Below are 25035 nucleotides of genomic sequence, written 5' to 3'. Positions count from 1 at the left end.
ATATAAAAAGACAGGTAGATAAAATGGAATGATACTCTGGCAACGCCACCAGCGACCGCCGACATTTCGGGCAATCGGTAAAGGAGTTCACACTGGGTAGACTCACGCCTTTCCGAAGGCTCATTTTGCCTCTTTTCGGCAAACAAACAGGCATACCAGCCGTTCTACCGCTACCAAATGAAGTATCACTCAACGTCCTCTGACACGCAAACCATGGCCTCACACGCATTGGATCAACGACTGTTTGACCAGACAGCCGCCATTTTCGGCGAACACGCTTCTTCGACTACCTCCGCTACCGACGGCGCAAAGCTTGTCAGCGGCTGGCTTCAGGTGATTGAAGGAAATGCAACTACCGAACGGATCGAAAACAAACTGAAGGAGTTGAAGGGGCAGTTGCAGCTTGCGAACCCTGACCCAGACCGCATCCGCGAACTGCTCATGACCCTGGCCGACCATACTTCTCAATTGACGCAGAACTCGAACATTCAGGAGCAAACGGTCAACAGGCTCGAAAACGTGGCTACCTCCCTACGGCTTTTTGCCAGTCAGTTGTGACGTCCTTGTCAATAAAAATGCCCGGTTAGTGCCGGGCATTTTTATTGACAAGGACGTCACGTTACTAGCCTCGCCCTACCGTTACCCTGACAGTATCAATACGCGTACCCTGCACCGATTCGATGATGAACGTGTACGGTGCCATGTCGAAGGTATCGCCCACATTGGGTAAGTCTTCATTGATTGACAAGATCAGACCACCCAGCGTTTCATAGTCGCCCTCCGGCAGTTCCCAGTTGTACTTTTCGTTCAGGTCGTCGATTTCATGGCGGGCAGATAACAGGTACGTCCGGTCGTCGAGTTGTTGCTCAACCCAGTCTTCGTTGACGTCGTATTCATCCTGAATTTCGCCGAAGATCTGCTCCACGATGTCTTCCACGGTGATCATGCCCGCCGTACCGCCGAATTCATCGACAACCAGGGCAATGCTTTTCCGTTCAGAAAGAAACCGAAGCAACATATCCTGTGCGGGCATTGTTTCGGGTACGGTCAGCATCGGCAATAGAATATCTTCGATCTGCTGGGGCTTTCTAAACAGACCAGATGCATGGCAATAGCCAATTACGTCGTCGATACTATCCCGATAAACCAGGATCTTGGAATGGCCGCTCTGCTGAAAAATCAGTCTTAATTCATCAATCGTGTCATCGGTAGCGACGGCGGCGATTTCAGTGCGTGGCACCAGACAATCGCGCACCCGCACGTCGCGAAAACCGATGGCGTTATTGAAGATTTTGGCGTCGACCTGCCCATCCTCTTCGGCTTCAGCAGGGCTCTGGTTCAGGTGCTGGAGGTAGTTATTCAGGTCGGTAAGTCCGAAAACGGGGCGTAACTCTGCTACGTTTTGCCGCAGCACATATTTATTGAATAGCCGGGCCGCGCCCACCAGTACACGAACCAGTGGCGCAATGCCCTGGTAGATAACCCAGAGCGGAACGGCCAGTTTCTCCAGAAACGCATCGGGGTGAATCAGGGCCAGGCTCTTGGGCAAATAATCGGCAAAGGGCAAAAAGATCAGCGTCAGAATCAGCGTCTCAATCGCCAGCAGGGCTATCGGGCTGTCGAAATCGGCGGGCAAGAGCGCTTCCAGCAACGGATTCAATACCGTTACGCCCAGCACGGCATAGAGCACCAGAAAGAGCGTGTTCCCGGTGAGTGTGGTACCAACGAACAGGATCGGATTTTTCAGGAAACGCGACACCAGTTTCTCACCCAATGGGCCCTGTTTGCCGTGTAGATCGAAATACAGTCTGTTTACTGAGGTATAAGCCGTTTCGACCGCCGCAAAGAAACCAGTGGCAACCAGCGCAAACAGAACGGCAAAAAGCAGGGAGTAGGTCATTGACGGTCGGCTATTTCTTGCCTTTCTTTTGAGCGTCCTGCTTCCGTTTGTCGATCATTTGTTTGATCGTGGGCGACACGTCTTTGTTCTTCTGCTGGTCACGTACCCGGAAAAACTGAAAGGCGAACAGAAAAACAATGGCCAGCAGCAGCAGGTCGTAACTCCCCGAAAACCCAACCCGGCGAATCTCCAGTATCCAGAGGAGCAACGCACCAATGAACGCACAAAGTAACAGGGTATCGCGTAGTTTCATGATAGGTAGCACCGAAACGGTCCGCCGCTGCGGGGCCAGCCTCGGTAGTTGATGTTGAATTAATACTACCGAAGCTGGAGTTTCGGTGCTACTTTTTTCTCGGCCTTACTTTCCATTTTATCGTTCTCGCGGTAGCGGCGTACAATAGCCAGAACAAAGCCAATCACCATCACCAGCGTACCGATCCAGAGCAGGTTGATCAGAGGCTTCTCAGAGGCTTTCATCACGATATAATCGCGCTGCGTTCTGTTGACGGCAAACGTGAACTGTCCTGTTTTGGGGTCGATGGTTTTTAACTGAAGCCTTACTCCGAGTTCATCCGACATATCGGCCGGACTGGCAATGGCGCCATCACGGATAACGAAGGCTGGTTGCATCATCACCTCCCGGTCTTTGTAGAGCACACGTACCTGCGCTTTCACGGCAACGTCCGAGGGCTTCATCTCAATGCCCTTCACTTCGTTGCTCTTCACCACGTTATCCAGAATCGCAACGTAATCGTTCAGGAAGAATGTGTCGCGGATCGCGACCGAATAGGTTTCGGTTTTCTCCCAGGTTGTTTCAGCATTTGGGTCGGGAACAGACGATACGAAGGTATACAGATCACGACCTGCTTTGTGGCGAATATCCGGCGACGCCAACAGGCCCATCCGGTCATTTACCTGCGCCCGTGGATACAGTGAGAATACCTTGCCGCTCGGTTCACGGTATTCTACTTCGTAATAGACATTCTCGGGATACAGCGCCACGGTATCCCCTTTTTTATGGTACAGCTTACCATTCTGCTCAAGGTTCTCCTGCGCAATGCCCCGGAAATCACCTTCAATTACCTCAACGGCTTTGCGGGGTACGTACCCAGGCATATCACGAACCTCTACTTTCTGGCCGCGGTAAGTCATCTGGTAGCCTTCCATCTGCTCTGATTGGTTCAGCCACAGCAGGACGTTCTCCTTATTCTCTTTGTTGTCGTTTTTGGTAAACTCTTCTGACTTCGAGATCAGCAATCCACTGTTATTGATTGACGTCACTTTCGAGTAACCCGATGAGAAAAGGATTCCGATCAGCATCAGGGCCATGCCCATGTGCGCCACGGCTCCGCCCGACAGTCGATAGTTACCCTGTATGACGCCCAACAGGATAGACCCATTGGCCATCATAGCAAATACTGCCGTTGTCAGGAGCACCATATATACCGGGTTCTTTATCTGACCAAACCCTATGATAGCCGCGCTGACCAGTAGCGTCAGTACCAGCGGTGTCATCAACGTATTCAGGTTTCCCTTACCCGCTCTACGCCACCAGATATACTGACCAATACCCGTCAAGACGGCAATGCAGCTAAAGAACCAGATCTGAAACTTGTTGTAATGGGCAACCTGATTGGTCGGCATAGCCAGATTGGACGCCTTGCCAAACAGTTCGGCCACTTTATTGTATACAGGAATCGATGTAGTCGATATTACCTGAAAGCCAGCCAGACAAAGCACAATAGCACCTAAAAAGAGCCAGAGTTCTTTGTTATAAATCGACAATTCTTTCTCGTCGCTTGGGATAAGCTTCCATTTCACCGCCATCAGTGCCACCGCGATCACCACAAAGGCCATCATGTATAGCAGCAACTGCCCTGACAAACCAAGGTCGGTAAACGAGTGAACCGACGCGTTACCCAAAATACCGGAACGCGATAGGAACGTGGAGTACAGGATCAGCAGGAACTGGGCAACGGTCAAAATAATGGCCGTTTTCAACCCGGCCGAGCTACGTTTCGCCGTCAGCATGGTGTGCATGGCCGCAACCATAACGAGCCAGGGTACATACACCGCGTTCTCGACGGGGTCCCAGTTCCAGTAACCGCCGAAGTTCAGGGTTTCGTAAGCCCAGTAACCGCCCATCATGATCCCTACACCCAGGATAACGGCTCCAACCAGCATCCAGGGCTGTGCAGGGCGAATCCAGTTTAACGGCTGGTTCCGCCACAACCCCGCAATGCAGTAGGCAAAGGGCACCAGCGAAAGCGCAAAGCCAAGGAACAACGTGGGTGGGTGGATCACCATCCAGTAGTTCTGCAACAGCGGGTTCAGCCCTTTTCCGTCAGACGGGACAAAGTTGGGGTTCATGGTGAACACCGGGGCGTCGGGCATGGCATCTTTGAGCAGCAGAAACGGCGACGAGCCAACTTTCACCTCGCCAAAGACGACACCCAATATCATCGACGTCAGAAACGCCTGCACCAGGGCAAAAACCGTCAGCATGGGGCCTTCCCAGGCCGGGCTGGCGGTACGGGTCAGAATGATCCCCAATACGGCGTTCCAGAACATCCAGAGCAGGAAACTACCCTCCTGCCCTTCCCAGAAGCAGGAGATCATGTATTGGACGGGCAAGGCCAGCGATGAGTGGCTCCAGGCATACTGGTACTCGAACCGATGGTTATAGATGATGGAGAACAGGCAAACAACTACGCTTACTACGGCCAGGCCGTGTATGTAGAATGCCCCGCGAGCCAGTCGTTTCCAGTGATTTTCTTCAGCCGCTTCGCGGGCCAGCGTCGTTTTCAGGTACGCGAACGTGGCTACCAGTGCCGTTACAAACGACAGGATGACAAAGAGGTGACCCGCATTACCAACGGTGAAATCTTTCATAACTTGTTAACTAATAGGTTCGTCTTGGTTAGTGAACCTACTGATGCAGACGGGTACGATGAACTCCCGTCAATGGTTATTAGTATCCGTTGAGGCCTTTCAACTCGCGTTGTTACGCTCTACGGGCTGCTTCTTTACGTTTCTCCTGCTTGTCTTCGTCAAGCCAGGCATCTAACCGGCCCGACTCCATATCGATCACCAGCTGCGCATCCCAGCGAGCCTGGTATAGGGCCACGGCCTTGTCACGTACCTGCGCCAGTTCATCAATCGACAACGATTGCATGGCTAGTTCAATGTCCTGAACGCTCATAACTTCGCCGTCTGCGCTTCGTGCTCCGTTACTTCCAGTTTGCCGTCCTGATATTTCGATGGGCATTTGAGTAAAATCTTGTTTGTCTGGAAATGATCGCCCTGCATGGCACCGATCACTACGATCTGCTCCGACCGATCAAAATCCTGCGGTTTGGGACTATTATACACGCACTTCTGTACGTGATTCTCATTGTCGACGAGCGTAAACTCGAAGTGGTTGGGATCGAGCTGCGGCTGGTAAAAAACCCCCTCGGCTTTGCCCGATGCGTCTTTCTTTAGCTTACCAACCACATGGACCATGTCTTCGTCGCCGTCTTTTGCCATCGCCATTGCTTTGCCAAAGGTGACATACGAGCTTGAATCACCATACGAGGTCACCACGATGCCAATTGCCACCGCGATTACGATAATGCCAATAATGTGTGAAAGTTTCATAGGTCAGTAAATGGGTATCAGGTACGTTACCGGCTAAGATTCGTTGTTGTTTGCCCTGCTTTACGTTGGTTGCCTTTAACCTCCCGCTCCAGCTTTCCGATCTGCCCATCGAGGCGTACGAGATACAGGATGATGCCAAAAAAGACGACAGCAACAACGGTTACGACCACCCATATTTTGCCATCGGCCCGAAGTTGATCGGCCATTTCAACGGTCTGCTGGGCCATGCTGGTCTGGGCCATCAACAACAGCGAAAGCAACAGACTACAGCGGGATAAAAAAGAGCGAATCATGAAGTTGGGGAGAGGACATGCCTCTTAAAATATGAACAAAGATACGGCGTGATTTATTCCAATAGTCGCCAAACCTGATAGGAGAATCTCGGACTGAAACTATTCTTCCAGCGCCAGTTGCAGGCGGCGGAGACGTACCCGGAGCTGAGTAATCCAAACGCCCAAAAGCGTAAAGCCAATGATGGCCGGGTAGAACACCATCCGCATCTGGCTATTCATGTCATACTTCCCAAACGCCGGGTTTCCCCCGTTGCCCGGATGCAGCGAATCGGTCTGTCGGGGCAAAATGAAAATGAGCGGGATAAATACGGCAAAGGCAAGAATATTGTAGACCGCTGAGATACGGGCACGGCGCTGTTCATCGTCGAAGGCACCACGCAATACCAGATAAGCCATATAAAGCAGCATACTGACGGCTACCCCATTCAGCTTGGGGTCGTTTGGCCAAGGCTCTCCCCAGGTGTAGTTGGCCCAGATTGACCCCGTTGCGCAGCCAAGTATACCGAACAGAATCGCCGTATTGGCAAATTCGACCGATACCAGGTCATGCCCCAGATCACCCTTCCGCAAATAGCGAATAGCGTAAATCAGCGAGGTGAACATCAGGGTGATCATGCCGAACCAGAGTGGCACGTGGAAATACACGTTCCGAATGCTTTCGTTCAAGATCGGCTGACGAGGGGTCGGGCCCAAAAATCCCCAGAATACGGTATACGTTAAAATAATGACCGTCAAGGCCTTCCACCAATTTGCTTTCATATTTTTTATGTTTACTGTTTTCAGTTCGCTGTTTTCTGTTGCGCTGCTGGCTCGATGTTACGTACCTGAGCCGCGCAACAGAAGACAGCGAACTGAAAACAGTAAACTCATTTTTAACTCTTCCACAAAAACGGGAAGAGCAGGTAAGAAAGTGCCAGCACAATAGCGTCTATCGCCAGAATAGTTAGCAATTCATCGCTACTCGCCGACCGGTCCAGGCCGTCCATTGCATTTTTTGCGACCTTAAGTAGTAACAGTAGCAGGGGGAGCATGACCGGAAAGCTCAGAATAGCCATCAGCGTGGCCGAATTTTCGGCTTTGGCCGCAATGCCTGCTACCAGCGTCAGCGACGCCGCAAAACCAATAGCGCCAAGTAACAGGCTCCCTATATACAAGGGAACATCGTCAACGGGGCTGCCTAGCACAAACGCGTAAACCGTAAAGCCGAGGAAGGCCAGAACCAGCATTAAGCCCGTATTGTAGATGATCTTGGCAACGATGATCTGCTGCGGGCTGGCAATTGAATAGTAATAAAGCTGCCGACCGGCCCGCTCCTGCACAAACGTTTTGGCAATGGCATTGATCGCCGTAAATAGCTGAATCAGCCAGAAAAGAGCGTTCCAGACGAGTGGAGCCAGCTGTCCCCGACGGGCGTTGAAACTCAGGTAACAGACAAACACGGCCCCGACAATGTACAGTAGCATACCGTTGAGGGCATAGCGTTGCCGCCATTCCAGCCGAAACTCCTTGCCGACCAACGCCCCAATTTGTACTAATGATCCACGCATAGAACGGCAAAAATACGCTACGATGCCCAAACGACCCCTACTTTTGCGGCCATGATGCCCGACATGCCTACGCTGCTTATTCTTTGCTTTTTTTCTTTCCTAGCCGGTTTCATCGACTCTATTGTTGGTGGGGGGGGCCTGGTTCAGACGCCCGCCATTCTCTTCAGTTTGCCACAATTCCCTATTCCTGTCTTACTCGGCACCACCAAAATTCCCAGCGGCGTAGGTACGTTGCTCAGTGCCGTTCAGTATAGCCGCCGGGTCAGCCTTCAATGGGCACTGCTGATACCAATGGCTATTGCTGCTTTTGCTGCGGCGCTCACCGGCTCCTGGGTGCTGACCCAGGTTCCCAACACATTCATGCGTCCCCTGGCGTTGCTGATCCTGGTAGCCATTTTCGTCTATACGCTTTTAAAGCCCGATTTCGGCCAGCATACAGACCGCGTTCTAAGCCACCGCCAGCAGTTGATCAGAATGGTGGCCTTAGCGGTCATCATTGGTTTCTACGACGGTTTTTTCGGGCCAGGTACGGGTAGTTTTCTGGTACTTGGGTTGGTTAGCCTGCTTGGGTTCGACTTCTTACGGGCCAGTGCTCACGCCAAATGGGTCAACCTGGCTACAAATCTCGCCAGCCTCTCTTTTTTTGCGAGCAAAGGCATGGTGCTTTTCAGCGTTGCTATACCAATGGCTATCGCCAATCTGGCCGGGTCATTCATTGGCGTTCGGCTAGCGTTATTAAAAGGCAATAGCTTCATCCGGCTTTTCTTTCTCGGTGTCATTGCGGCCACCATTCTGCGCTTTGCCTACGATTTGCTCAACTACTAGTAGGTGGCTTATGGTACGCGTACCATAAGCCACGCCATGCCAAAATCCGTGTAACCCGCAAAATCCGTGTAACTATTCGCCAGTAGCCTGCTGCTTTTAATCAGTTAAGCTACTGATTCAATTTTTCTGGAATTCTCAACTTTTCGCCGTAATGTTGCGTTTGTTTAAATGAAGTCTAAATAAAGACACTATGAGCAATCGTACTGTTGCCGATCTGAAACCCGGCGAACGCGCCCGCATCAAGTCATTCAATGACCAGTGGGCCTCGATCAAGTTGCTCGAAATGGGTTGCTTACCCGGCGAAGAAGTGTGCTTACACTGCAAAGCGCCAATGGGTGACCCAATTTGCCTGAACGTATCGGGCTACTGCCTGTCTATGCGTCGGGCAGAAGCTGCCACCATTATTGTTGAGTAGAACGGCCCACGGGGTCGTATGTTACCTTGGAAACGTCGCCCGTATTGGCTTTAGTTGGCAACCCCAACGCCGGCAAATCATCCCTCTTTAATCAGTTAACAGGTCTACGTCAGAAAACCGGCAATTTCCCCGGTGTGACGATGGACAAAAAATCGGGCACCGCGGCACTGACGCCTCAACGTGAAGCCACCGTTGTTGACCTGCCGGGCGTTTATTCGATCTACCCCAAATCGCCCGACGAACAAATCGTTACCGACATCCTGGCCAACCCCCATCATCCGGATTACCCGGATGTGGCTGTTGTTGTGCTCGACGCGTCGAACCTCCGTCGAAACCTGCTGCTGTTTACTCAGATCATGGATTTGCGCGTACCAGTAGTACTGGTCTTAAACATGCTCGACGTGGCCCGGCAACAGCAACAGGAAGTGAACGCCGTGCGGTTGTCAATGCGCCTGGGTATTCCCGTAGTACGCGTTAACGCCCGTACGGGTGAGGGTGTGGATCTGCTGAAAAAAGCCATTTTACAGCAGTTGGAGGATCCGGTACTAGCCGAAACGCTCTTCTTCGATCCGCAGACAGATCCCGTGCTGGCAGAGTCAGTAACCGACGCACGGGCAGGTTTATTGGAAGACACAAAGCAGCGATACGGTCTAACGAACAACTACCTCGCCCTTCAGTACATCATTCAGCACGACGGGTTCACCTTCCTGAACAGAGCGCAGCGGGAAGGCCTCGACAAGATTATCTCGACTTATGCATTCAGCGAACCGGCTTTCCAGGTACGTGAAACCATTCGTCGTTACGAACTTATCTCTGGCGTAGTGGCCGACGCCGTTACCGATACCCGCCCGGTGGGCCAACCCACCTGGAGCCAACGCATCGACCGGGTGTTGCTCCATCCTGTTTGGGGGTACGTCCTGTTTACTCTGGTTTTGTTGCTGGTTTTCCAGGCCATCTTCGCCTGGGCTACTCCGTTCATGGATGCCATTGACGAAGGCGTAGCGTGGCTCAACGGCAATTTGAAAGATAGCCTGCCCGCTGGCCCGTTAACCGATCTGCTTACCGACGGCGTGCTGGCGGGCATTGGCGGCATTCTGGTCTTCATCCCACAGATCGCGCTGCTCTTTCTGCTTATCTCGTTGCTCGAAGAATCGGGTTATATGTCGCGGGTGATGGTGCTAATGGATCGTATCATGCGCAAATTCGGCCTGAATGGCCGGAGTGTGGTTCCACTGATTTCGGGCGTAGCCTGCGCTGTACCCGCTATTATGGCCACCCGAGCCATTGGCTCACGCCGCGACCGGCTCATTACCATTCTGGTTACCCCGCTGATGAGTTGCTCGGCCCGGCTGCCTATCTATACCATCCTGATTGCGCTGGTTGTTCCCGACCGACGCGTTGCCGGCCTTTTCAATATGCAGGGGCTGGCGCTGATGAGCCTTTATTTGTTGGGATTGGTGTCGGCATTAGCAGCGGCCTGGGTATTCAAGAAAGTGTTGAAAACCAAAGAGCGTAGCCTCTTTGTGATGGAACTACCCACGTTTAAGTGGCCCCGCTGGAACCACGTCAGCCTGACGGTTTGGGAAAGTGTCCGTTCCTTTGTCTGGGAAGCTGGCCGTGTGATTCTGGCCATCTCTATCATCCTGTGGGTGTTGGCTAGCTACGGCCCTGGCAATGGGATGGACGAAGCAGAAGCGCGTGTCCGGCAGGAACAGAAAGGTCGTTCGGCAGATGAGCTTGCCAACGCCGTTGCTGCGCAACGTCTCGAAGCTTCGTACGCAGGCCACTTTGGCCACTTCATTGAGCCAGCTATCAGGCCATTGGGCTATGACTGGAAAATCGGCGTGGCCTTACTGGCGTCGTTTGCCGCCCGCGAAGTGTTTGTCGGCACCATGTCGACCATCTATAGCCTTGGCGCGGGAGACACCGATGATGATACAACCATTCGACAACGCCTCAAAGATGAACGTAACCCCGACACGGGTGGCCCTATGTACACGCCTGCCGTAGCCTGGTCACTGCTGGTCTTTTACGTGTTTGCCATGATGTGCATGAGCACGATTGCCACGACCTACCGCGAAACCAAAGGCTGGAAATGGCCAATGGTGCAGTTGGGCTACATGAGTGTGCTGGCCTACGCCTCCGCCCTGGTAACGTACCTGGCGCTGCGGTAAGTTACCCTAGCTGCCAGTCGTCGAAGACAATTTTCTGGATCGTCCAGGAATCATTCACCAGGCCCAGATAGGCTGTTCCTGGTTTATCGATAAGATCGGGATCATCGTCAAGGCCCAGACAGACCAGTAGTTCCGCCTGCGCTATTTCGCCTTGTCCGTGAAACTGAATGTCAGCCACTGATCCGCCATGTGGTGAGCGCGGCCACCAGCTATCAACCAGTTTATCCAGGCTCGTAGCTACTTCGGGTAACACAATCGGGTTGCCTGTGGCAGGGTCTGGCATAAGAAAGCGACTGTCTAAACTGGCAATTAACGCAGTGACTTGTTGTTGGGCCAACGCCTGAATGAATGCATCGCACCGCTCGGTGATGAGGCCACGATCTGACAGGTTTTTATGCATCGCCTCGAACGCAAAGAGGCTATCCAGAAACTCACCTACGTCGGCGGGCGGAGTAGCCTCATCGAATTCATTGAATCGCACATCATGCTCTAGCTCCAGCTTGAGCAGTTTGATCTGATTGTCAGCTCGTAGCGATTCATCGGGAGTCAGTTCATCAAGTGGATAGGACATTGGCAAGTGGGCTGTTTGTAGGTACGCAATATGTTATTTTATCGCAACATTTTTCGTTTTCTGCCCGAATAACTTGCTCAAACGCATGAGTATCAACACGTTTATACAACAGAAGGCCGAACCTGCAAGAGTTTCGGCCTTCTGTTGTATGTATATTCCTTTCGCGTTAGAACAGCAGTCCTTTGGCGATAAGTGGGTAAATAAAATGATAGATAATGTAGGCGAATAAAGCTACAGTGCCACCTCCCAGAGCCGCGGTCTGACCCAAATCGGCCGATGACTTAGAATTTGACTGGCCCATTCGCCATTCACGCTGCGTGTAGTTACCCATCTTGACGGTTCGTTTAGAATTTGTTACTTATCCTGGGGCAAAATTGATGCCCGGATAACAAACGTTTTGACGCGAACCTGCTCGGAACCAGTGTACGTACCTATTACGTGCCTACACAACTGATTCAACGGCATCTATACCGGAACTCCCTTCAATCTCAATTATCAAATGGTTAGGCAATACAAGGTAACAGCTTCCCGAAAGCCTGTTAACTGTAGAATTTATTCCACAAACAGGCCGCCAGGCTGTGCATAATTTACCACGCCCAGTTTAAGGTCTCTACAACGTCAGTGGCAATCAGGCCGATCTGCCCTCGGGCCTGAGCAGCCCTGTCGCCTGCCTGTCCATGGGCAAATACGCCTAAGACGGCGGCCTCGACCGGGTCGTAGCCCTGAGCCAGTAGCGCTGTTAACAGCCCCGTTAGCACATCGCCTGTGCCCCCTGTGCTCATGCCAGGGTTTCCGGTCGAGTTAAAATGCACTTCACCATTCGGCAGGCCTACCGCCGTGTAGGCCCCTTTTAACACCACGACTACCTGCTGGCGCTGGGCAAATTCACGTAACAGCTCAAGCTTATCATAGTCATTTTGCCACCGCTGCGTCAGCCGCTCAAACTCTTTGGGATGTGGCGTGAGGATACTGTTTTCGGGTAACAGCCCGATCAGGTCTTTATTAGCGGCCAGTAAATTCAGCGCGTCGGCATCAACCACTACCGGTTTATTGAAATTGGTCAGGATTTCGCGCAGAAAACGGGCGGTTTCTGGCGCCTTTCCAATACCTGGCCCGATACCAATAGCCGCATAGTCGGTGAGCGAAGGCCCGTCGACATCACTTGGGCCAGTCAGTATACGTTCATCAACATCGGGGCGGCACATCGCTTCGGGCACCGCTGTTTGCATAGGAACGTACCCACAGCCAGGCGTCTGCACAGTCAACAGGCCAACACCTGACCGTAAACAAGCCTTAGCGGCCAGCACACCAGCTCCGATTTTGCCGTAACTGCCCACCAGCAACAGCGCGTGCCCAAACGACCCTTTGTTGGAAAACCGCTCACGGCGGCGAAGCAGCAAGCGGGCTTCTGCTTCGGTTGTATAATAATAGGGTGTAGGGGCCTGATCAATAAAGCGGCGATTCAGCCCAATATCGACCAGGTGCCACTCGCCCACCGAGCGGGCATTACCCGGCAACAACAGGGCTAGCTTAGGCAGGTCGAACGTAACGGTATGGTCGGGCCAGATCGTTACATCGTCGGGTTGGTTGGGTTGGTTGCTTTGAAGGCCACTGGCAATATCGACCGAGATTACCTGCGCCGGTGCCCGGTTGATGCGCTCGATGACCATCTTCACCAGCCCTTCGGCCGGACGGGATATTCCCGATCCCAGAATGGCGTCAATCACTACATCCCGCTGGCGAAGCGTGGGCATATCGCCCGGATTTTCAATGTAGTGCGGATTTATAAGTAATTTTAACCGCCGATGGTTGTGCGCAAAATCGTCTGATTCGCGGGGGGCATACCGGACAACAAATACCTCAACGATGTAATTAGCCTGAACCAGTAGGCGGGCAATTGCCAGTCCATCACCGCCGTTGTTCCCAAGGCCACAGAACACTTTCACGGGCGTAAACGCGTCGTAACGGCTCATAAACCAATCAACGAAGGCTTGTGAGGCGCGTTCCATCAATTGGATGGGCGCTATGGGTTCATAGGTGATAGTAGCTTGATCAAGTTGACGAATCTGGTCAACGTTAAGGATTTTCATACTGATTAAGGGAGCTGTCTTGAGCAAAACTATTTTCTTACAACGAATTAAGTACTATCTTTGCGGCTCGATTTTGAAAAAATATCCTGACGATATACAATACGGTCATGAGTGAGCTGATTAAATTAGTGGAAGCCGACAACGCCCAACGGCGTTCCGACATCCCCGTGTTTCGCGCCGGCGACACGGTAAACGTACACGTTAAGATTCGCGAAGGAAGCAAAGAGCGTATCCAGCTTTTCACTGGTACGGTTATTCAGCGTCGCAACCCAAACACCAACGGCGAGACCTTTACGGTTCGTAAAATCTCGAATGGTGTCGGTGTTGAACGTATCTTCCCGGTGCTGTCGCCAAACGTCGATAAGATTGAAGTAGTACGTCTTGGCAAGGTACGCCGCGCCCGGTTGTTCTACCTCCGTGGCCGTCAGGGTAAAGCTGCCCGTGTAAAAGAGCGGATCATCCGGAAACCAGCCCCGGTAGCTGCCGCATAGATTTTTAGTTTAGGCTAAACAAAGAAAGGTTGCTCATGAGCAACCTTTCTTTGTTTAGCCTAAACTAAAAATAGTTTACTGTTTACAGTTTGCCGTTTTACTGTTGCGCTGCCAAGGCACGTGATGATAAGCCAGCAGCGCAACAGTAAACGGCAAACTGTAAACAGTAAACTATTTTTCCATGCTTTTCGCCAAATACCAGGGAACCGGCAACGATTTTATTCTGATCGATGACCGGAACAATACGTTTCCCACCCATAATCAATCATTGGTGGCCCAACTTTGCCACCGTCGCTTTGGCATTGGTGCCGATGGGCTTATTCTGCTCCAGAACCACTCAGACTACGATTTCCGGATGGTCTACTTCAATGCCGACGGGGCCGAAGGGAGTATGTGTGGAAACGGTGGGCGGTGTATTGTTCGCTTTGCGCACGACCTGGGCGTCTTCAAAACACACACCCGGTTTCTGGCCGTTGATGGTGAACACCTGGCTGAGGTCGATGGCGAAGAAGTTCGCCTGAAAATGGGCGACGTACCCGGCGTGGATTCCCAACCCGGCTATACCTTCTTGAACACCGGCTCGCCCCATGTGGTCAAATTCCTCGATGGCCTGTCTGCCTACGACGTGGTGAATGAAGGCCGCCAGCTACGAAACGATCCGGCTTTTGCGCCGGGTGGCACCAACGTGAACTTCACGGAGCGGGTAAAAGGAAATGGCCTGTTTGTACGTACCTACGAGCGGGGGGTTGAAGATGAGACCTATTCCTGCGGTACCGGTGTCACGGCAGCGGCATTAGTCGCTTATCAGCAGCAAAATCTTGCCAGTCCCGTATCCATTCGTACGATCGGAGGCAATCTGCGCGTGGCCTTTACCCCTCAGTCCGACGGTTCGTTTACGGACATCTACCTGATCGGGCCCGCCCAGCGTGTCTTTAGTGGTAACATAACTCTTTAATCAGTTGGCTGTTTACAGTTTACCGTCTTCTGTTGCTTCGCTACATCAACGTGACAGGCCTTGGCAGCGCAACAGAAGACGGTAAACTGTAAACAGCCAACTGATTAAATGATTACCTACAGTAAAAATGACTGGTTTTCGGCCATCTGGCATTTCCACGCCAGCCCCACCGCCTTTTCGCTTTTCAGACGTTTGTTCTGGGTGGCCCTCTATGTAACGGGGGTTACCTTCCTGGAACTTTGGGTCGTTGATCTGCGCCTGAAAGATACACCCACCGAATTTCTGTCGACGATGGGCATTCTGCTCAGTCTGTTACTGCTGTTCAGGACCAACACTGCCTATGACCGCTTCTACGAAGGGCGCCGGGCCTGGGGAACACTCGTCAACAACAGCCGTAATCTGGCCGCGTACCTGAACGCCGTGATCCCTACGGAACGCACGGAAGACCGGCTTTTCTACACGAAAATGATCGCTAATTTCGCCTTTTCGTTAGAGAACCACCTCCGTAACGACATCAAATCAGATGGGCTGGAACCGGCCGGTATCGGAGAACTAAGCGAACTAACGCATTACGACCACGTACCCAACGGCGTTGTGGCCCAACTGCAGGTCCGCACGGAGCGTTTGTACCGTGAAGGCCTGTTCACCGATGCGCACCTGATCAATTTAAGTACCATGCTGCTGGTCTTCCTGGACGTGGCGGGTATCTGCGAACGGATCAAAAGCACGCCGATTCCCTTCTCGTACAGCTTTTTCATCAAAGTATTTATCCTGATGTACATCTTCGTGATGCCCTTTATCATCATCGACGAATACGGTTACCTGACCATTCCAGCCGTGGTAGCCATGTCCTATATACTGGTTGGGCTGGAACTGATCGGCGAAGAGATCCAGAACCCCTTCGGAATTGAGCGGAACAACCTGCCGTTGAACCAGATCTCAAAAAACATCCGCCTCAATGTGCACGAACTCATGCAGTTCTACATACCGCATGAAGAGAAACAGGAAGCAAAAGCCAAGTTTGTGATTGTAACGTAGACGGAGTTTGCTGTTTACCGTTTGCTGTTTACTGTTGCGCTGCCAGGGCACGTGATGATAAGCCAGCAGCGCAACAGTAAACAGCAAACTGTAAACGGTAAACTCCTTTTTATTCCCCCTCCGCAATACCCCCATGCAGGTGGTAAATCGTTTTTTCGCTGAATTCGGGGTGGCGGCGCAGGTCTTTGGCGGCCACCCGGCTACGCACGCCGTTGGTGCAGAGCACAATGACCGGATCGTACGGTACCAGTTCGGCGCGACGGGCGCGGATATCGGCCAGCGGGATGTTTACCCCGCCCAGGTTGAACTCATCAAATTCCCAATCATCGCGAACGTCTACAACCAGTGCGTTGGCTTGCTGGCGCAACGTCTCGAGTTCTGCGAGTGAAATATCGGTGTAGGCCGGGTGCGTCATCTGGCTTTATAACGCGCCTAATCAGGCCACCGTTCAGCCGCTTGCTCACACCTGTTCACCGGCACATTAGCGAATCGTTAACGAGTTTTTACTAGCCGACCTGTAACGACACAGTTTGGTAACAACCTGAAAATACTCACGCAATACCTCCTCGATAGTTTTGTGGTGAATCAACCATATCCCTATCGTCATGAATGTATGTATACTTAATTTGCCGGTCAGGCACCTGCTGAGTTGCTGTTTGCTTCTCTTCTTATCAGGGTCACTGATGGCACAAACTACGGTTACCGGCAAGGTGATTTCTGCTGACGACCAGCAGGCTATGCCGGGCGTTTCTATCCTCATCAAAGGCTCAACCCTTGGTACCACCACCCGCGCCGATGGCAGCTACACCCTGAACGTACCTGGCCAGAACCGGACGCTGACCTTCTCGTTTATCGGTTTCGACACGCAGGAGATCGCTATTGGCAATGGCAGCGGCCAACCGCGCTCAACCGTGGATGTGTCGTTGAAGGCAGCGGCCTCCACGCTTAACGAAGTGGTAATAACCGCTCTGGGCATCAAGAAAGACGTCAGGAACATCGGCGTGTCCATTCAATCGGTCGACGGCGCACAACTGGTCAAGGCCCGCGAGCCCAACGCCGTCAACTCACTGGTGGGCAAGGTGGCGGGGTTGACCATCGGTGCTTCAGCCGAACTGCTTCGTCGGCCCAACATCGTTCTGCGGGGTAATACCGACGTGCTCTTCGTGGTCGATGGCGTACCGATCAACTCCGATACCTGGAACATCAGCGCCGACGATATCGAGACCTACTCGGTGCTGAAAGGGGCGTCGGCCTCCGCGCTGTATGGCTTCCGGGGAAAGAACGGAGCCATTCTGATCACGACCAAGCGCGGCACCAAAGACAAGCGTGGCTTTGCCGTTGAGGTGAACACCAGCCAGATGGTCGACAATGGCTTTCTGGCTATCCCGAAAGTGCAGGACGAATACGGCCCCGGCGACCATGGCGTCTATGAGTTCGTTGACGGCAAAGGTGGCGGAAAAAACGACGGTGACTACGACATCTGGGGGCCGCGTTTTGAAGGGCAGCTGATTCCGCAGTACGACAGCCCGGTTGATCCGGCTACCGGCAAACGCATTGGCACGCCCTGGGTAGCCCGCGGTAAAGACAACCTGACCCGTTTTTTACAGGCTGGTATGCTGTCGACCAACAACGTGGCGGTATCGGCTTCGGGCGAAAAATACGACCTGCGTTTTTCCGTGTCGCATAATTACCAGCGCGGTCTGGTACCCAATACGCAGCTGAACAGCACGACATTCAAGATCAACACAGGCTATAATTTCACGAACCGCCTGCGGTTTGAAGGCGACATTCAGGTGAACCGCCAGTACACGCCGAACATCCCCGACGTAGACTACGGCCCCAACTCGATGATCTACAACATGGTGATCTGGGGGGGTGCCGACTGGGATGTGGACCAGCTAAAAAATTACTGGCAACCCGGCAAGGAAGGTACGCAGCAGATCTACGCCGAATACCAGCGCTACAACAACCCCTGGTTTACGGCCAAGGAATGGCTGCGGGGGCATTACAAAACCGACATCATTGGCCAAACGTCGCTGAAATACACCATCGCCGACGGCCTCGACCTGCAACTACGTACCCAGGTATCGACCTGGAACCTGCTCAGGACCGAGAAACTCCCCTACTCGGCCACTACCTACGGCCGGGAAGAGGGGAAAGGCGATTACCGCGAAGACCGCCGGAACCTGATCGACAGCAACACGGACCTGCTGCTGAAATACAACAAACGGATTAATCCGGTGCTGAACGTGAATGCCGTTGCCGGGGGGAATATGCGGGTATACAATTACAACTCGAACTACACCTCGACCAACTACCTGAACGTACCTGGCGTGTACAACTTCGCCAACTCGCTCAACCCGGTCATTGCCTCGAACTTTACCGCCGACATGCGCGTGTTATCGGCCTACTACTCTGCTGATTTCACGTTTAAAGATATGGTAACGCTGTCGACAACCGGCCGGATGGATAAACTGTCGACTCTGCCCGCTGGCAACAACACGTTCTTCTACCCGTCTGCGGCCGTGAGCACGGTTGTATCTGACTATGTGAAACTGCCACAGGCTATCTCGTTCCTGAAAGTACGGGCCTCCTATGCCAACGTGAAAGACGGCCTCACCGCCCCAACCATTGGCGTTCCGAACTGGTCGCTGGGCTATGGTCAGCAATATGCGTCATCGTATGATGGCCCAACCTATCAGAATTCAGCCGTGTATGGCACGCCTTTAACGGTGAACAACACCTCAACGGCCTACTACACCAACGCGCTGAACAACCCGAACATCAAGCCCAATAGCACGTCGCAACTGGAAGCCGGTCTGGACGCCCGCTTCCTGAACAACCGCCTGGCCTTCGATGCCGCGTATTTTATCAGCGACGACGGCCCCCGGATTTTCAACCTGCCGATCTCGGAAACAACGGGTTATTCGTCGCTCCTGGTGAACGGGATCAAGACCCGGAAAACAGGGGTTGAACTGTCGCTGACCGGCAAAGTGCTGACCAACCCAAACGGGCTGAACTGGAGCGTGCTGGCCAACTGGTCGACCTACAAGGAGGTGTTTAAGGAGTTTTATCCGGGCGTAACGGCGCTGAACACCTTCTTCAAGATTGGCGACCGCACCGATAAATATTACACGTCTACGTTCGTACGCACGCCCGATGGGCAGATCATCAACGATGCCGGTGGCCGTCCATTGCGTACTCCTGTGGCGCAGTATGTCGGCAACATTAACCCTGACTGGGTATGGGGCCTGAACAACCGTTTCAGCTACAAAGACTTCACGTTCAGCTTCCAGTTCGACGGTCGTGTGGGTGGCGTTATCTCCGACTACGTACAGCAGAAAGCGTATGCCGGTGGCCGGATCATCAACACCGTTCAGGGCGAGATGGGTATTGCCCGGTTGAACGACACGAAAGGCATCAAATCGTATCTGGGCGAAGGCGTTCAGGTCAGCAACGGGGCCAGCATCAACTACAATGCCGACGGGTACGTGACCAACTACGCTGAATTGCAGTTTACGCCCAACACCACCAAGGCGTTCCTGCAAGATTACATCGCCCGGCGGTATGGTTTCGATGGCGGCAACATCATCAGCCGGTCATTTGCCAAACTGCGTGAGGTGGTAATCGGCTATTCCATTCCTCAGAAGGCTGTAAACCGCCTGGGCATCAAGCAGGCGTCGATCTCGTTCGTGGGCCGTAACCTGCTCTACTTCGCCGAACGGACCGACATCGACCTCGATCAGTTCACCAGCGGCGGCCGGTCTGATTTACAAACACCAACCACGGGCCGCTACGGTGTCAATATTAATCTGACGTTTTAAGAGTACCCCACCCCTAGCCCCTCCCCTGCATTTCAGGGGAGGGGGATAATGCTCTGCTGATTGGCGAAGCTATTCCAGCGCACAACTCCCCTCCCCTTCTTTGAGGGGCCGGGGGTGGGGCCAAACCTCCCAACACAATGAAACCATATCATTTTCTTCTGCTCATTTTCGCCATTGCGCTGCTGGTGTCGGCCTGCGAGAAGCCGTTCAATGAACTCGAAAAAGACCCGAACCGGGCTGTTAACGCCCCGGCTTCGCTGGTCTTGAAGGGCATTCTCAACGATATGTACGACAGCCAGAACAGCCCGTCGGGTTTCGCTGGGGTTACGTACTCACCCTGGGGTAGCGAGCAGCGGTATAACCAGTTTTACTGCTCGAACTACAACTACTACGCAACGAACGAATACACCTGGACGACCACCAGCCTGAACTTCTTTACGCTGAAAGACGTGGTGAAGATGGAAGCCGAAGCCAAACGGGCGGGCGCTGCCGACGTAAACCCCTACTCGGCGCTGGGCAAGTTCTTCCGGGCCTATTTCTACGAAAACATGACCCGCCGCGTGGGCGACATACCCCTGACCGACGCGCTGAAAGACCAGGCCAACCTGACGCCGAAGTATGATTCGCAGAAGTCGGTGTATATCCAGATTCTGAAGTGGCTCGATGAGGCCAACAGCGACATGGCCACGATCATTGCCAGGGGCGACAACACGCTGGCGGGCGACTTTTACCTGGGCAACAACCTGCGCCAGTGGCAGAAAGTGATCAACGCGTATCGCATTCGGGTGCTGATCAGCCTGAGCAGGAAAGAAGCCGATACCGACCTGACCATCAGGCAGAAGTTCGCCGAGATGATTGGCAACCCAACGAAGTACCCCCTGCTGACCGGTATGGCCGACAACCTGCAATACATCCATAACAGCACGCAGAACAAATACCCACGCAATCAGGACAATTTCGGGCAGAACGCCACGCGCGAAAACATGGCCAAAACGTACATCGATCTGCTGGTCGAGCGGAAAGACCCGCGCGTGTTTGTGGTAGCCGAACCAGCGTCGGCCAAACTGGCGACCGGGCTCAAGCCAACTGATTTTGCGGCGTTTGTGGGGGCTTCGTCGGGCGAAGATTTACAGGATATGTCGACGAAAGTGCTGAAAGGCGAGTATTCCTTCCAGAACCGGAAACATTATTACACAACGTACCTGGGCGAACCCGTCTTCATCATCGGCTATCCTGAGTTGATGTTCAACATGGCCGAGGGGATTAACCGGGGGTGGGCGTCGGGCAATGCCGATACGTATTACCAGCAGGGTATCGCCGCATCGATGGGTTTTTACGGGCTGAAAGACGGCGACAACACCGTTACGTTCTCGCGCGATGGCGGCATTGTCAACTTCGATAACTACACCGTAAAGGTCAGCATGAGCGATTACCTGGCGCAGTCGTCGGTGAAATACGCGGGCAACAATGCCACGGGGCTGAATCAGATTCTGACGCAGAAATACCTCGCGTTTTTCCAGAATTCGGGGCTGGAAGCCTACTACAACCAGCGCCGGACGGGTGTTCCTACCTTCCTGACGGGCGTAGGCACCGGCAACAGCGCCCGGATTCCGAAACGCTGGCTGTACCCCTCGAACGAACGGACCACCAACGGCGATAACCTGAAGGCGGCCCTGACCAGCCAGTATGGTGGCAATGATGACATCAACGCCACAATGTGGTTATTGCAATAGTAGGTTAACTAGTACGCGGATTTTACGGATTGTACAGATTTACACGGATTTTTAGAGTCAAGACGGATTTGCTCCGCTTAAGGCCAAAATCTGCGTCAAGCTGCATAATCCGTACAATCCGCGTATTAATCTGTTATTCCTTTCGTATGATCGAGCAACTCTTTGCCCAGCGCGGGCAAGACGCCTATTACGGTGAACCCGTCTCGCAACTGGAGCACGCGTTGCAGTGCGCTCAACTGGCCGAAACAGCCAACGCCGATAAGGAGGTTATTCTGGCCGCCTTGCTGCATGATATTGGTCACCTGTTACCATCCGACGATGCGGCCGACCACATGGATGACTATGGCCGGGTGGATCATGAACAGCTGGGCGCCGATTTTCTGCGGGAGCTGGGCTTTTCGGAGAAAATGGCGCAGTTGATCGAGAATCATGTCAATGCCAAACGGTTCCTGGTCGCCACCAACAAGGCGTATGCGGCCAAGTTGTCGGAAGCCAGCGTGCAGACGTTGCTGATGCAGGGTGGCCCCATGACGGCCCAGGAGTCCAGCCGTTTTCTGTTGCATCCTTATTTTAAGGAGATCATCCAGGTACGGCTCTGGGATGAACAGGCCAAGATTCCCGGCCTGCCCACCCCCGACCTGGCGTACTTTCTATCGCGCTACAGCACGCCTGATTCGCTTTAATGCACTAGTTTGTTTTTCTCCGTTCAGCCTATCAACCGAATGACTCGCTACCTGACCCTCGCTTTCTTATCGCTGGCGTTGAATGCGTTTGCGCAAAAAGCCCCGCGCTACCTACTCACAGCACCGGCCGGAAACGCCTATACGCAGATCGACAAGGCAAAGAAAACAGTCATTCCGAACGGCCGGTTCATTACACCGCGTGGCCGGCAGATCGAAACGGCACCGCACCCGTACGGACTGGCCCTGAGCCCGGACGGACAAACGGTGATTACGGCGAACTCCGGCATCAACCCCTTTTCGATCTCGATTATCCGCAACGCGCTGAGCGATTCGCCGGCCGTTCGGCAGGTGCCCGAAGGGGTGAAGACCGACAACGGCATCCTGGAAGCCTGCTTCATGGGCCTGGCCGTTTCGCCCGACAACAAAATCGTGTACGTGGCGGGTGGCGAAACCAACAAGATCTTCCTGTTCGACCTGGCCACCGGCAAACCGGCAGGAACCATCAGTTGCAGTCAGAAAGCGTACCGTCATGGCTACATCGGCGATATGGCCCTGACCCGCGATGGCAAGACGCTCTACGCCGTGGATCAGATCGGCTTCCGGCTTATCGTCCTCGACCTACCCAGCAGAACCATTCGGCACAACGTACCCACGGGCCGCTACCCGTTTGGCGTGACCCTCTCGCCCGATGAAACCACGGCGTATGTGGCCAACGTGGGCGTTTTCGAGTATAAACCTTTCACCGACCTTGACAGGAACGACCTGAAACGCACGGCGCACGACTACCCCTCGTCGAAATACGGCTCGAAAGAAATGCGTGAAGGCGACGAAAAACGGGGCGTTCCGGCGCTGGGCGACCCGAACGCCCCCGAAGCTTTTTCGGTCTGGAGCGTTCGCCCTGGCAACCCCGCCCTTGGCCGAAACGGGGCGGGGCAGGCTCTCCCCACGGTGACGGCGAAGGTAAAAACGGGTTTTCTGGTGGGTCAGATGGTCGAAGATTTTCCGGCGGTGGGCGGGTCGAGCCCCAACTCCGTGGTGGCAACGGAGCAGTATGTATTCGTCAGCAACGGCAACAACGACTGCGTATCGGTCATCGAGGTGAAGACCAGTAAGGTCATCAAAAACATTGCCCTCACGCCCGACGCCCGCCTGGGTAAGCTCCGTGGCGTGATCCCGTTCGGGCTGGCGCTGTCGCCCGACCAGAAGCGGCTGTTTGTGGCCGAAGCCGGTATCAACGCCGTAGCCGTGGTCGACGTACCTACGCTGACCGTAACGGGCCATATTCCCACCGGCTGGTTTCCGTCGAAAATAAAGGTGAGCCTCGACGGCAAAAAGCTGATCGTCGCCAACGCGAAAGGCTTCGGCAGTGGCCCTAACGGCGGGAAAACCTTCCGGCTTGGTGAACGGGGGAGCTACATCGGCAACCTGATGAACGGCACCGTATCGGTCATGGACATACCGACCGATGCCGCGCTGAAAACCGAAACGGAGCAGGTCATTCAGAATAACTTCACCTTTACCCCCATTGGCAACGTACCCGCGACCAGCAATCCGGTGCCCGCCTATGCGGGCCAGAAACGCCCCGAAGGTGCTTCGCCCATCAAACACATTGTGTTCATTGCCAAAGAAAATCGCACCTACGACGAAGTGCTGGGGCAGCATACCGGCGGCAATGGAGACTCAACGCTGACGCGCTACGGCGTGGGGGTGACCGCCCGAAACCGACGCACCAACCAGACCGTTGAGAAAGCAGCCGTGATGCCCAATCACCTCGCCCTGGCCCGTCGGTTTGCCATGTCCGATAATTTTTACTGCGACTCCGACGTGTCGGCCGACGGGCACCGCTGGATGGTGAACACGTACCCGAACGAGTGGGTAGAAACGGGCACCGCAGCGGCCTACGGAGGCAAACGGAACCTCCGCGACTCCTCCGATGCGCCCGGCAACCTGGCATTCTATGGCTCGGCGGGCTCTATTTATCCCGAAGATTATAATGAAGGCGGTTCCATGTGGGATCACCTCGAACGGTGGAAGAAGACCTTTTTCAATTTCGGTTTTGGCGTCGAAATGGCCGGGGCCTACAGCGACAGCACGATGAAATACATCGGCGAACGCTACACGATCAACTACCCCCTGCCCGCCCCCCTCTTCGACCGCACCTCGCGCACGTTCCCGACCTATAACATGGCCATTCCCGACCAGTTTCGGGCCGATCTGTTCATGAAGGAATTTACCGAAAAATGGTCGGCGGCTGGTAAAAAACCCTTGCCCGATATGCTGACGCTGATGTTGCCGAATGATCACGGCACGAACCCACGGCCTAAAGCTGGCTTTCCCTTTACCGAAAGCTATATGGCCGATAATGACCTGGCGTTGGGTCGGGTTGTTGAGTTTCTGTCGAAAACGCCGGAATGGAAAAACATGCTGGTTGTGGTGCTGGAAGATGATCCGCAGGGGGGCGTCGACCATATCGATGCACACCGGAGCCCGCTACTGGTCATTTCGCCCTGGGTGAAGCGCAACTACGTGGGCCATGTTCATTACAGTTTCGGCAGCGTGTTCAAAACGTTCTGGAATATCCTCGGCATGCCCTGCCTGAACCAGTACGATGCGGGTGCCACCGACCTGTCTGACCTCTTCACCGACAAGCCTGACTTCACGCCTTACCGCGCCGTTCCCTCCGATCTCCGCCTGTTCGACCCACAGAAAGCCCTCGACCCCTTCGACGAGAAATTCGACTGGAAAGCCTTTTCGGAATCGGAAGAGCTGGACCGCACCGAAACCATGCAGCAACGCCGCGCCGAAGACGACGACGAAGCCCGGCAGAAGAAGCCGGTGAAGCCAAAGCGGAAGTAAG

Annotated in this window: 22 protein-coding genes; 11 read left to right on the top strand and 11 right to left on the bottom strand. The window is 53.7% G+C overall.

Annotated features, from left to right (window positions below):
* Positions 1-213 precede the first annotated feature (213 nt).
* Entirely contained in the window at positions 214-558 is a 345-nt protein-coding gene (locus ACAW75_RS20135) for a hypothetical protein (protein ID WP_370730544.1), read from the top strand.
* Positions 559-622: 64 nt separating this feature from the next.
* Here the strand turns inward: ACAW75_RS20135 and ACAW75_RS20130 are convergent, their stop codons facing one another.
* From ACAW75_RS20130 to ACAW75_RS20095, 8 genes are all read right to left on the bottom strand, one after another.
* On the bottom strand, positions 623-1900 hold the full coding sequence (locus ACAW75_RS20130) for a hemolysin family protein (RefSeq protein WP_370730543.1): 1278 nt from the start codon (positions 1898-1900) through the stop codon (positions 623-625).
* 10 nt (positions 1901-1910) lie between these two features.
* Entirely contained in the window at positions 1911-2153 is a 243-nt protein-coding gene (locus ACAW75_RS20125) for a hypothetical protein (RefSeq protein WP_370730542.1), read from the bottom strand.
* A 65-nt stretch (positions 2154-2218) separates the two neighbouring features.
* A complete protein-coding gene (ccsA, locus tag ACAW75_RS20120; RefSeq protein ID WP_370730541.1) occupies positions 2219-4792 on the bottom strand; it encodes a cytochrome c biogenesis protein CcsA in 2574 nt (857 codons plus the stop codon).
* Positions 4793-4904: 112 nt separating this feature from the next.
* Positions 4905-5102 (bottom strand): hypothetical protein, encoded by a 198-nt coding sequence (locus ACAW75_RS20115; protein ID WP_370730540.1) that lies wholly within the window; start codon positions 5100-5102, stop codon positions 4905-4907.
* Positions 5099-5539 (bottom strand): cytochrome c maturation protein CcmE domain-containing protein, encoded by a 441-nt coding sequence (locus ACAW75_RS20110; protein WP_370730539.1) that lies wholly within the window; start codon positions 5537-5539, stop codon positions 5099-5101. The genes ACAW75_RS20115 and ACAW75_RS20110 overlap by 4 nt, the downstream gene beginning before the upstream one ends.
* Before the next feature lie 26 nt (positions 5540-5565).
* A complete protein-coding gene (locus ACAW75_RS20105; protein WP_370730538.1) occupies positions 5566-5832 on the bottom strand; it encodes a CcmD family protein in 267 nt (88 codons plus the stop codon).
* Between the two features lie 99 nt (positions 5833-5931).
* Positions 5932-6591: a cytochrome c biogenesis protein CcsA gene (ccsA, locus tag ACAW75_RS20100; protein ID WP_370730537.1), complete on the bottom strand. Its 660-nt coding sequence runs from the start codon at positions 6589-6591 to the stop codon at positions 5932-5934.
* A gap of 113 nt (positions 6592-6704) precedes the next feature.
* Positions 6705-7379, bottom strand: a complete 675-nt coding sequence (locus ACAW75_RS20095; protein ID WP_370730536.1) for a heme exporter protein CcmB — start codon at positions 7377-7379, stop codon at positions 6705-6707.
* Positions 7380-7430: 51 nt separating this feature from the next.
* On the opposite strand from ACAW75_RS20095, the gene ACAW75_RS20090 reads away from it, so the two are divergent.
* The 3 genes from ACAW75_RS20090 to feoB all read left to right on the top strand — a co-directional run bounded on the left by ACAW75_RS20090 (position 7431) and on the right by feoB (position 10793).
* The gene (locus tag ACAW75_RS20090; protein ID WP_370730535.1) at positions 7431-8204 is read left to right on the top strand and encodes a sulfite exporter TauE/SafE family protein; all 774 of its coding nucleotides are present in this window, start codon (positions 7431-7433) and stop codon (positions 8202-8204) included.
* Between the two features lie 190 nt (positions 8205-8394).
* On the top strand, positions 8395-8619 hold the full coding sequence (locus ACAW75_RS20085) for a FeoA family protein (protein ID WP_085410544.1): 225 nt from the start codon (positions 8395-8397) through the stop codon (positions 8617-8619).
* 26 nt (positions 8620-8645) lie between these two features.
* Positions 8646-10793, top strand: a complete 2148-nt coding sequence (gene feoB / locus ACAW75_RS20080) for a ferrous iron transport protein B (protein ID WP_370730534.1) — start codon at positions 8646-8648, stop codon at positions 10791-10793.
* A 1-nt stretch (position 10794) separates the two neighbouring features.
* Here the strand turns inward: feoB and ACAW75_RS20075 are convergent, their stop codons facing one another.
* Together ACAW75_RS20075 and ACAW75_RS20070 are read right to left on the bottom strand one after the other, a co-directional pair.
* The gene (locus ACAW75_RS20075; RefSeq protein ID WP_370730533.1) at positions 10795-11364 is read right to left on the bottom strand and encodes a hypothetical protein; all 570 of its coding nucleotides are present in this window, start codon (positions 11362-11364) and stop codon (positions 10795-10797) included.
* Positions 11365-11951: 587 nt separating this feature from the next.
* Positions 11952-13454 (bottom strand): NAD(P)H-hydrate dehydratase, encoded by a 1503-nt coding sequence (locus ACAW75_RS20070; protein ID WP_370730532.1) that lies wholly within the window; start codon positions 13452-13454, stop codon positions 11952-11954.
* Between the two features lie 107 nt (positions 13455-13561).
* Between ACAW75_RS20070 and rplS the strand changes: the two genes are divergently transcribed.
* From rplS to ACAW75_RS20055, 3 genes are all read left to right on the top strand, one after another.
* Entirely contained in the window at positions 13562-13945 is a 384-nt protein-coding gene (gene rplS, locus ACAW75_RS20065) for a 50S ribosomal protein L19 (protein WP_370730531.1), read from the top strand.
* A gap of 181 nt (positions 13946-14126) precedes the next feature.
* Positions 14127-14900, top strand: coding sequence for a diaminopimelate epimerase (dapF, locus tag ACAW75_RS20060; RefSeq protein WP_370730530.1), 774 nt, complete (start codon positions 14127-14129; stop codon positions 14898-14900).
* A 108-nt stretch (positions 14901-15008) separates the two neighbouring features.
* The gene (locus tag ACAW75_RS20055; RefSeq protein ID WP_370730529.1) at positions 15009-15938 is read left to right on the top strand and encodes a bestrophin family protein; all 930 of its coding nucleotides are present in this window, start codon (positions 15009-15011) and stop codon (positions 15936-15938) included.
* Positions 15939-16047: 109 nt separating this feature from the next.
* On the opposite strand, the gene ACAW75_RS20050 is transcribed toward ACAW75_RS20055, so the two are convergent.
* The gene (locus ACAW75_RS20050; protein WP_370730528.1) at positions 16048-16353 is read right to left on the bottom strand and encodes a rhodanese-like domain-containing protein; all 306 of its coding nucleotides are present in this window, start codon (positions 16351-16353) and stop codon (positions 16048-16050) included.
* A 268-nt stretch (positions 16354-16621) separates the two neighbouring features.
* Between ACAW75_RS20050 and ACAW75_RS20045 the strand changes: the two genes are divergently transcribed.
* The 4 genes from ACAW75_RS20045 to ACAW75_RS20030 all read left to right on the top strand — a co-directional run bounded on the left by ACAW75_RS20045 (position 16622) and on the right by ACAW75_RS20030 (position 25034).
* A complete protein-coding gene (locus ACAW75_RS20045) occupies positions 16622-19762 on the top strand; it encodes a SusC/RagA family TonB-linked outer membrane protein (protein ID WP_370730527.1) in 3141 nt (1046 codons plus the stop codon).
* 137 nt (positions 19763-19899) lie between these two features.
* Positions 19900-21495 carry a SusD/RagB family nutrient-binding outer membrane lipoprotein gene (locus ACAW75_RS20040; RefSeq protein WP_370730526.1) on the top strand — a complete coding sequence of 532 codons (1596 nt, stop codon included), beginning with the start codon at positions 19900-19902 and terminating at the stop codon, positions 21493-21495.
* Positions 21496-21641: 146 nt separating this feature from the next.
* The gene (locus tag ACAW75_RS20035; protein ID WP_370730525.1) at positions 21642-22178 is read left to right on the top strand and encodes an HD domain-containing protein; all 537 of its coding nucleotides are present in this window, start codon (positions 21642-21644) and stop codon (positions 22176-22178) included.
* A 39-nt stretch (positions 22179-22217) separates the two neighbouring features.
* On the top strand, positions 22218-25034 hold the full coding sequence (locus tag ACAW75_RS20030; protein ID WP_370730524.1) for a hypothetical protein: 2817 nt from the start codon (positions 22218-22220) through the stop codon (positions 25032-25034).
* The last annotated feature ends 1 nt before the right edge of the window (position 25035 follow it).

It is taken from the genome of Fibrella arboris (genome assembly GCF_041321095.1).
GTDB lineage: Bacteria > Bacteroidota > Bacteroidia > Cytophagales > Spirosomataceae > Fibrella > Fibrella arboris.
The sequence above is the reverse complement of the archived record's forward strand: the minus strand, read 5'-3'. Positions and strand labels throughout refer to the sequence as shown.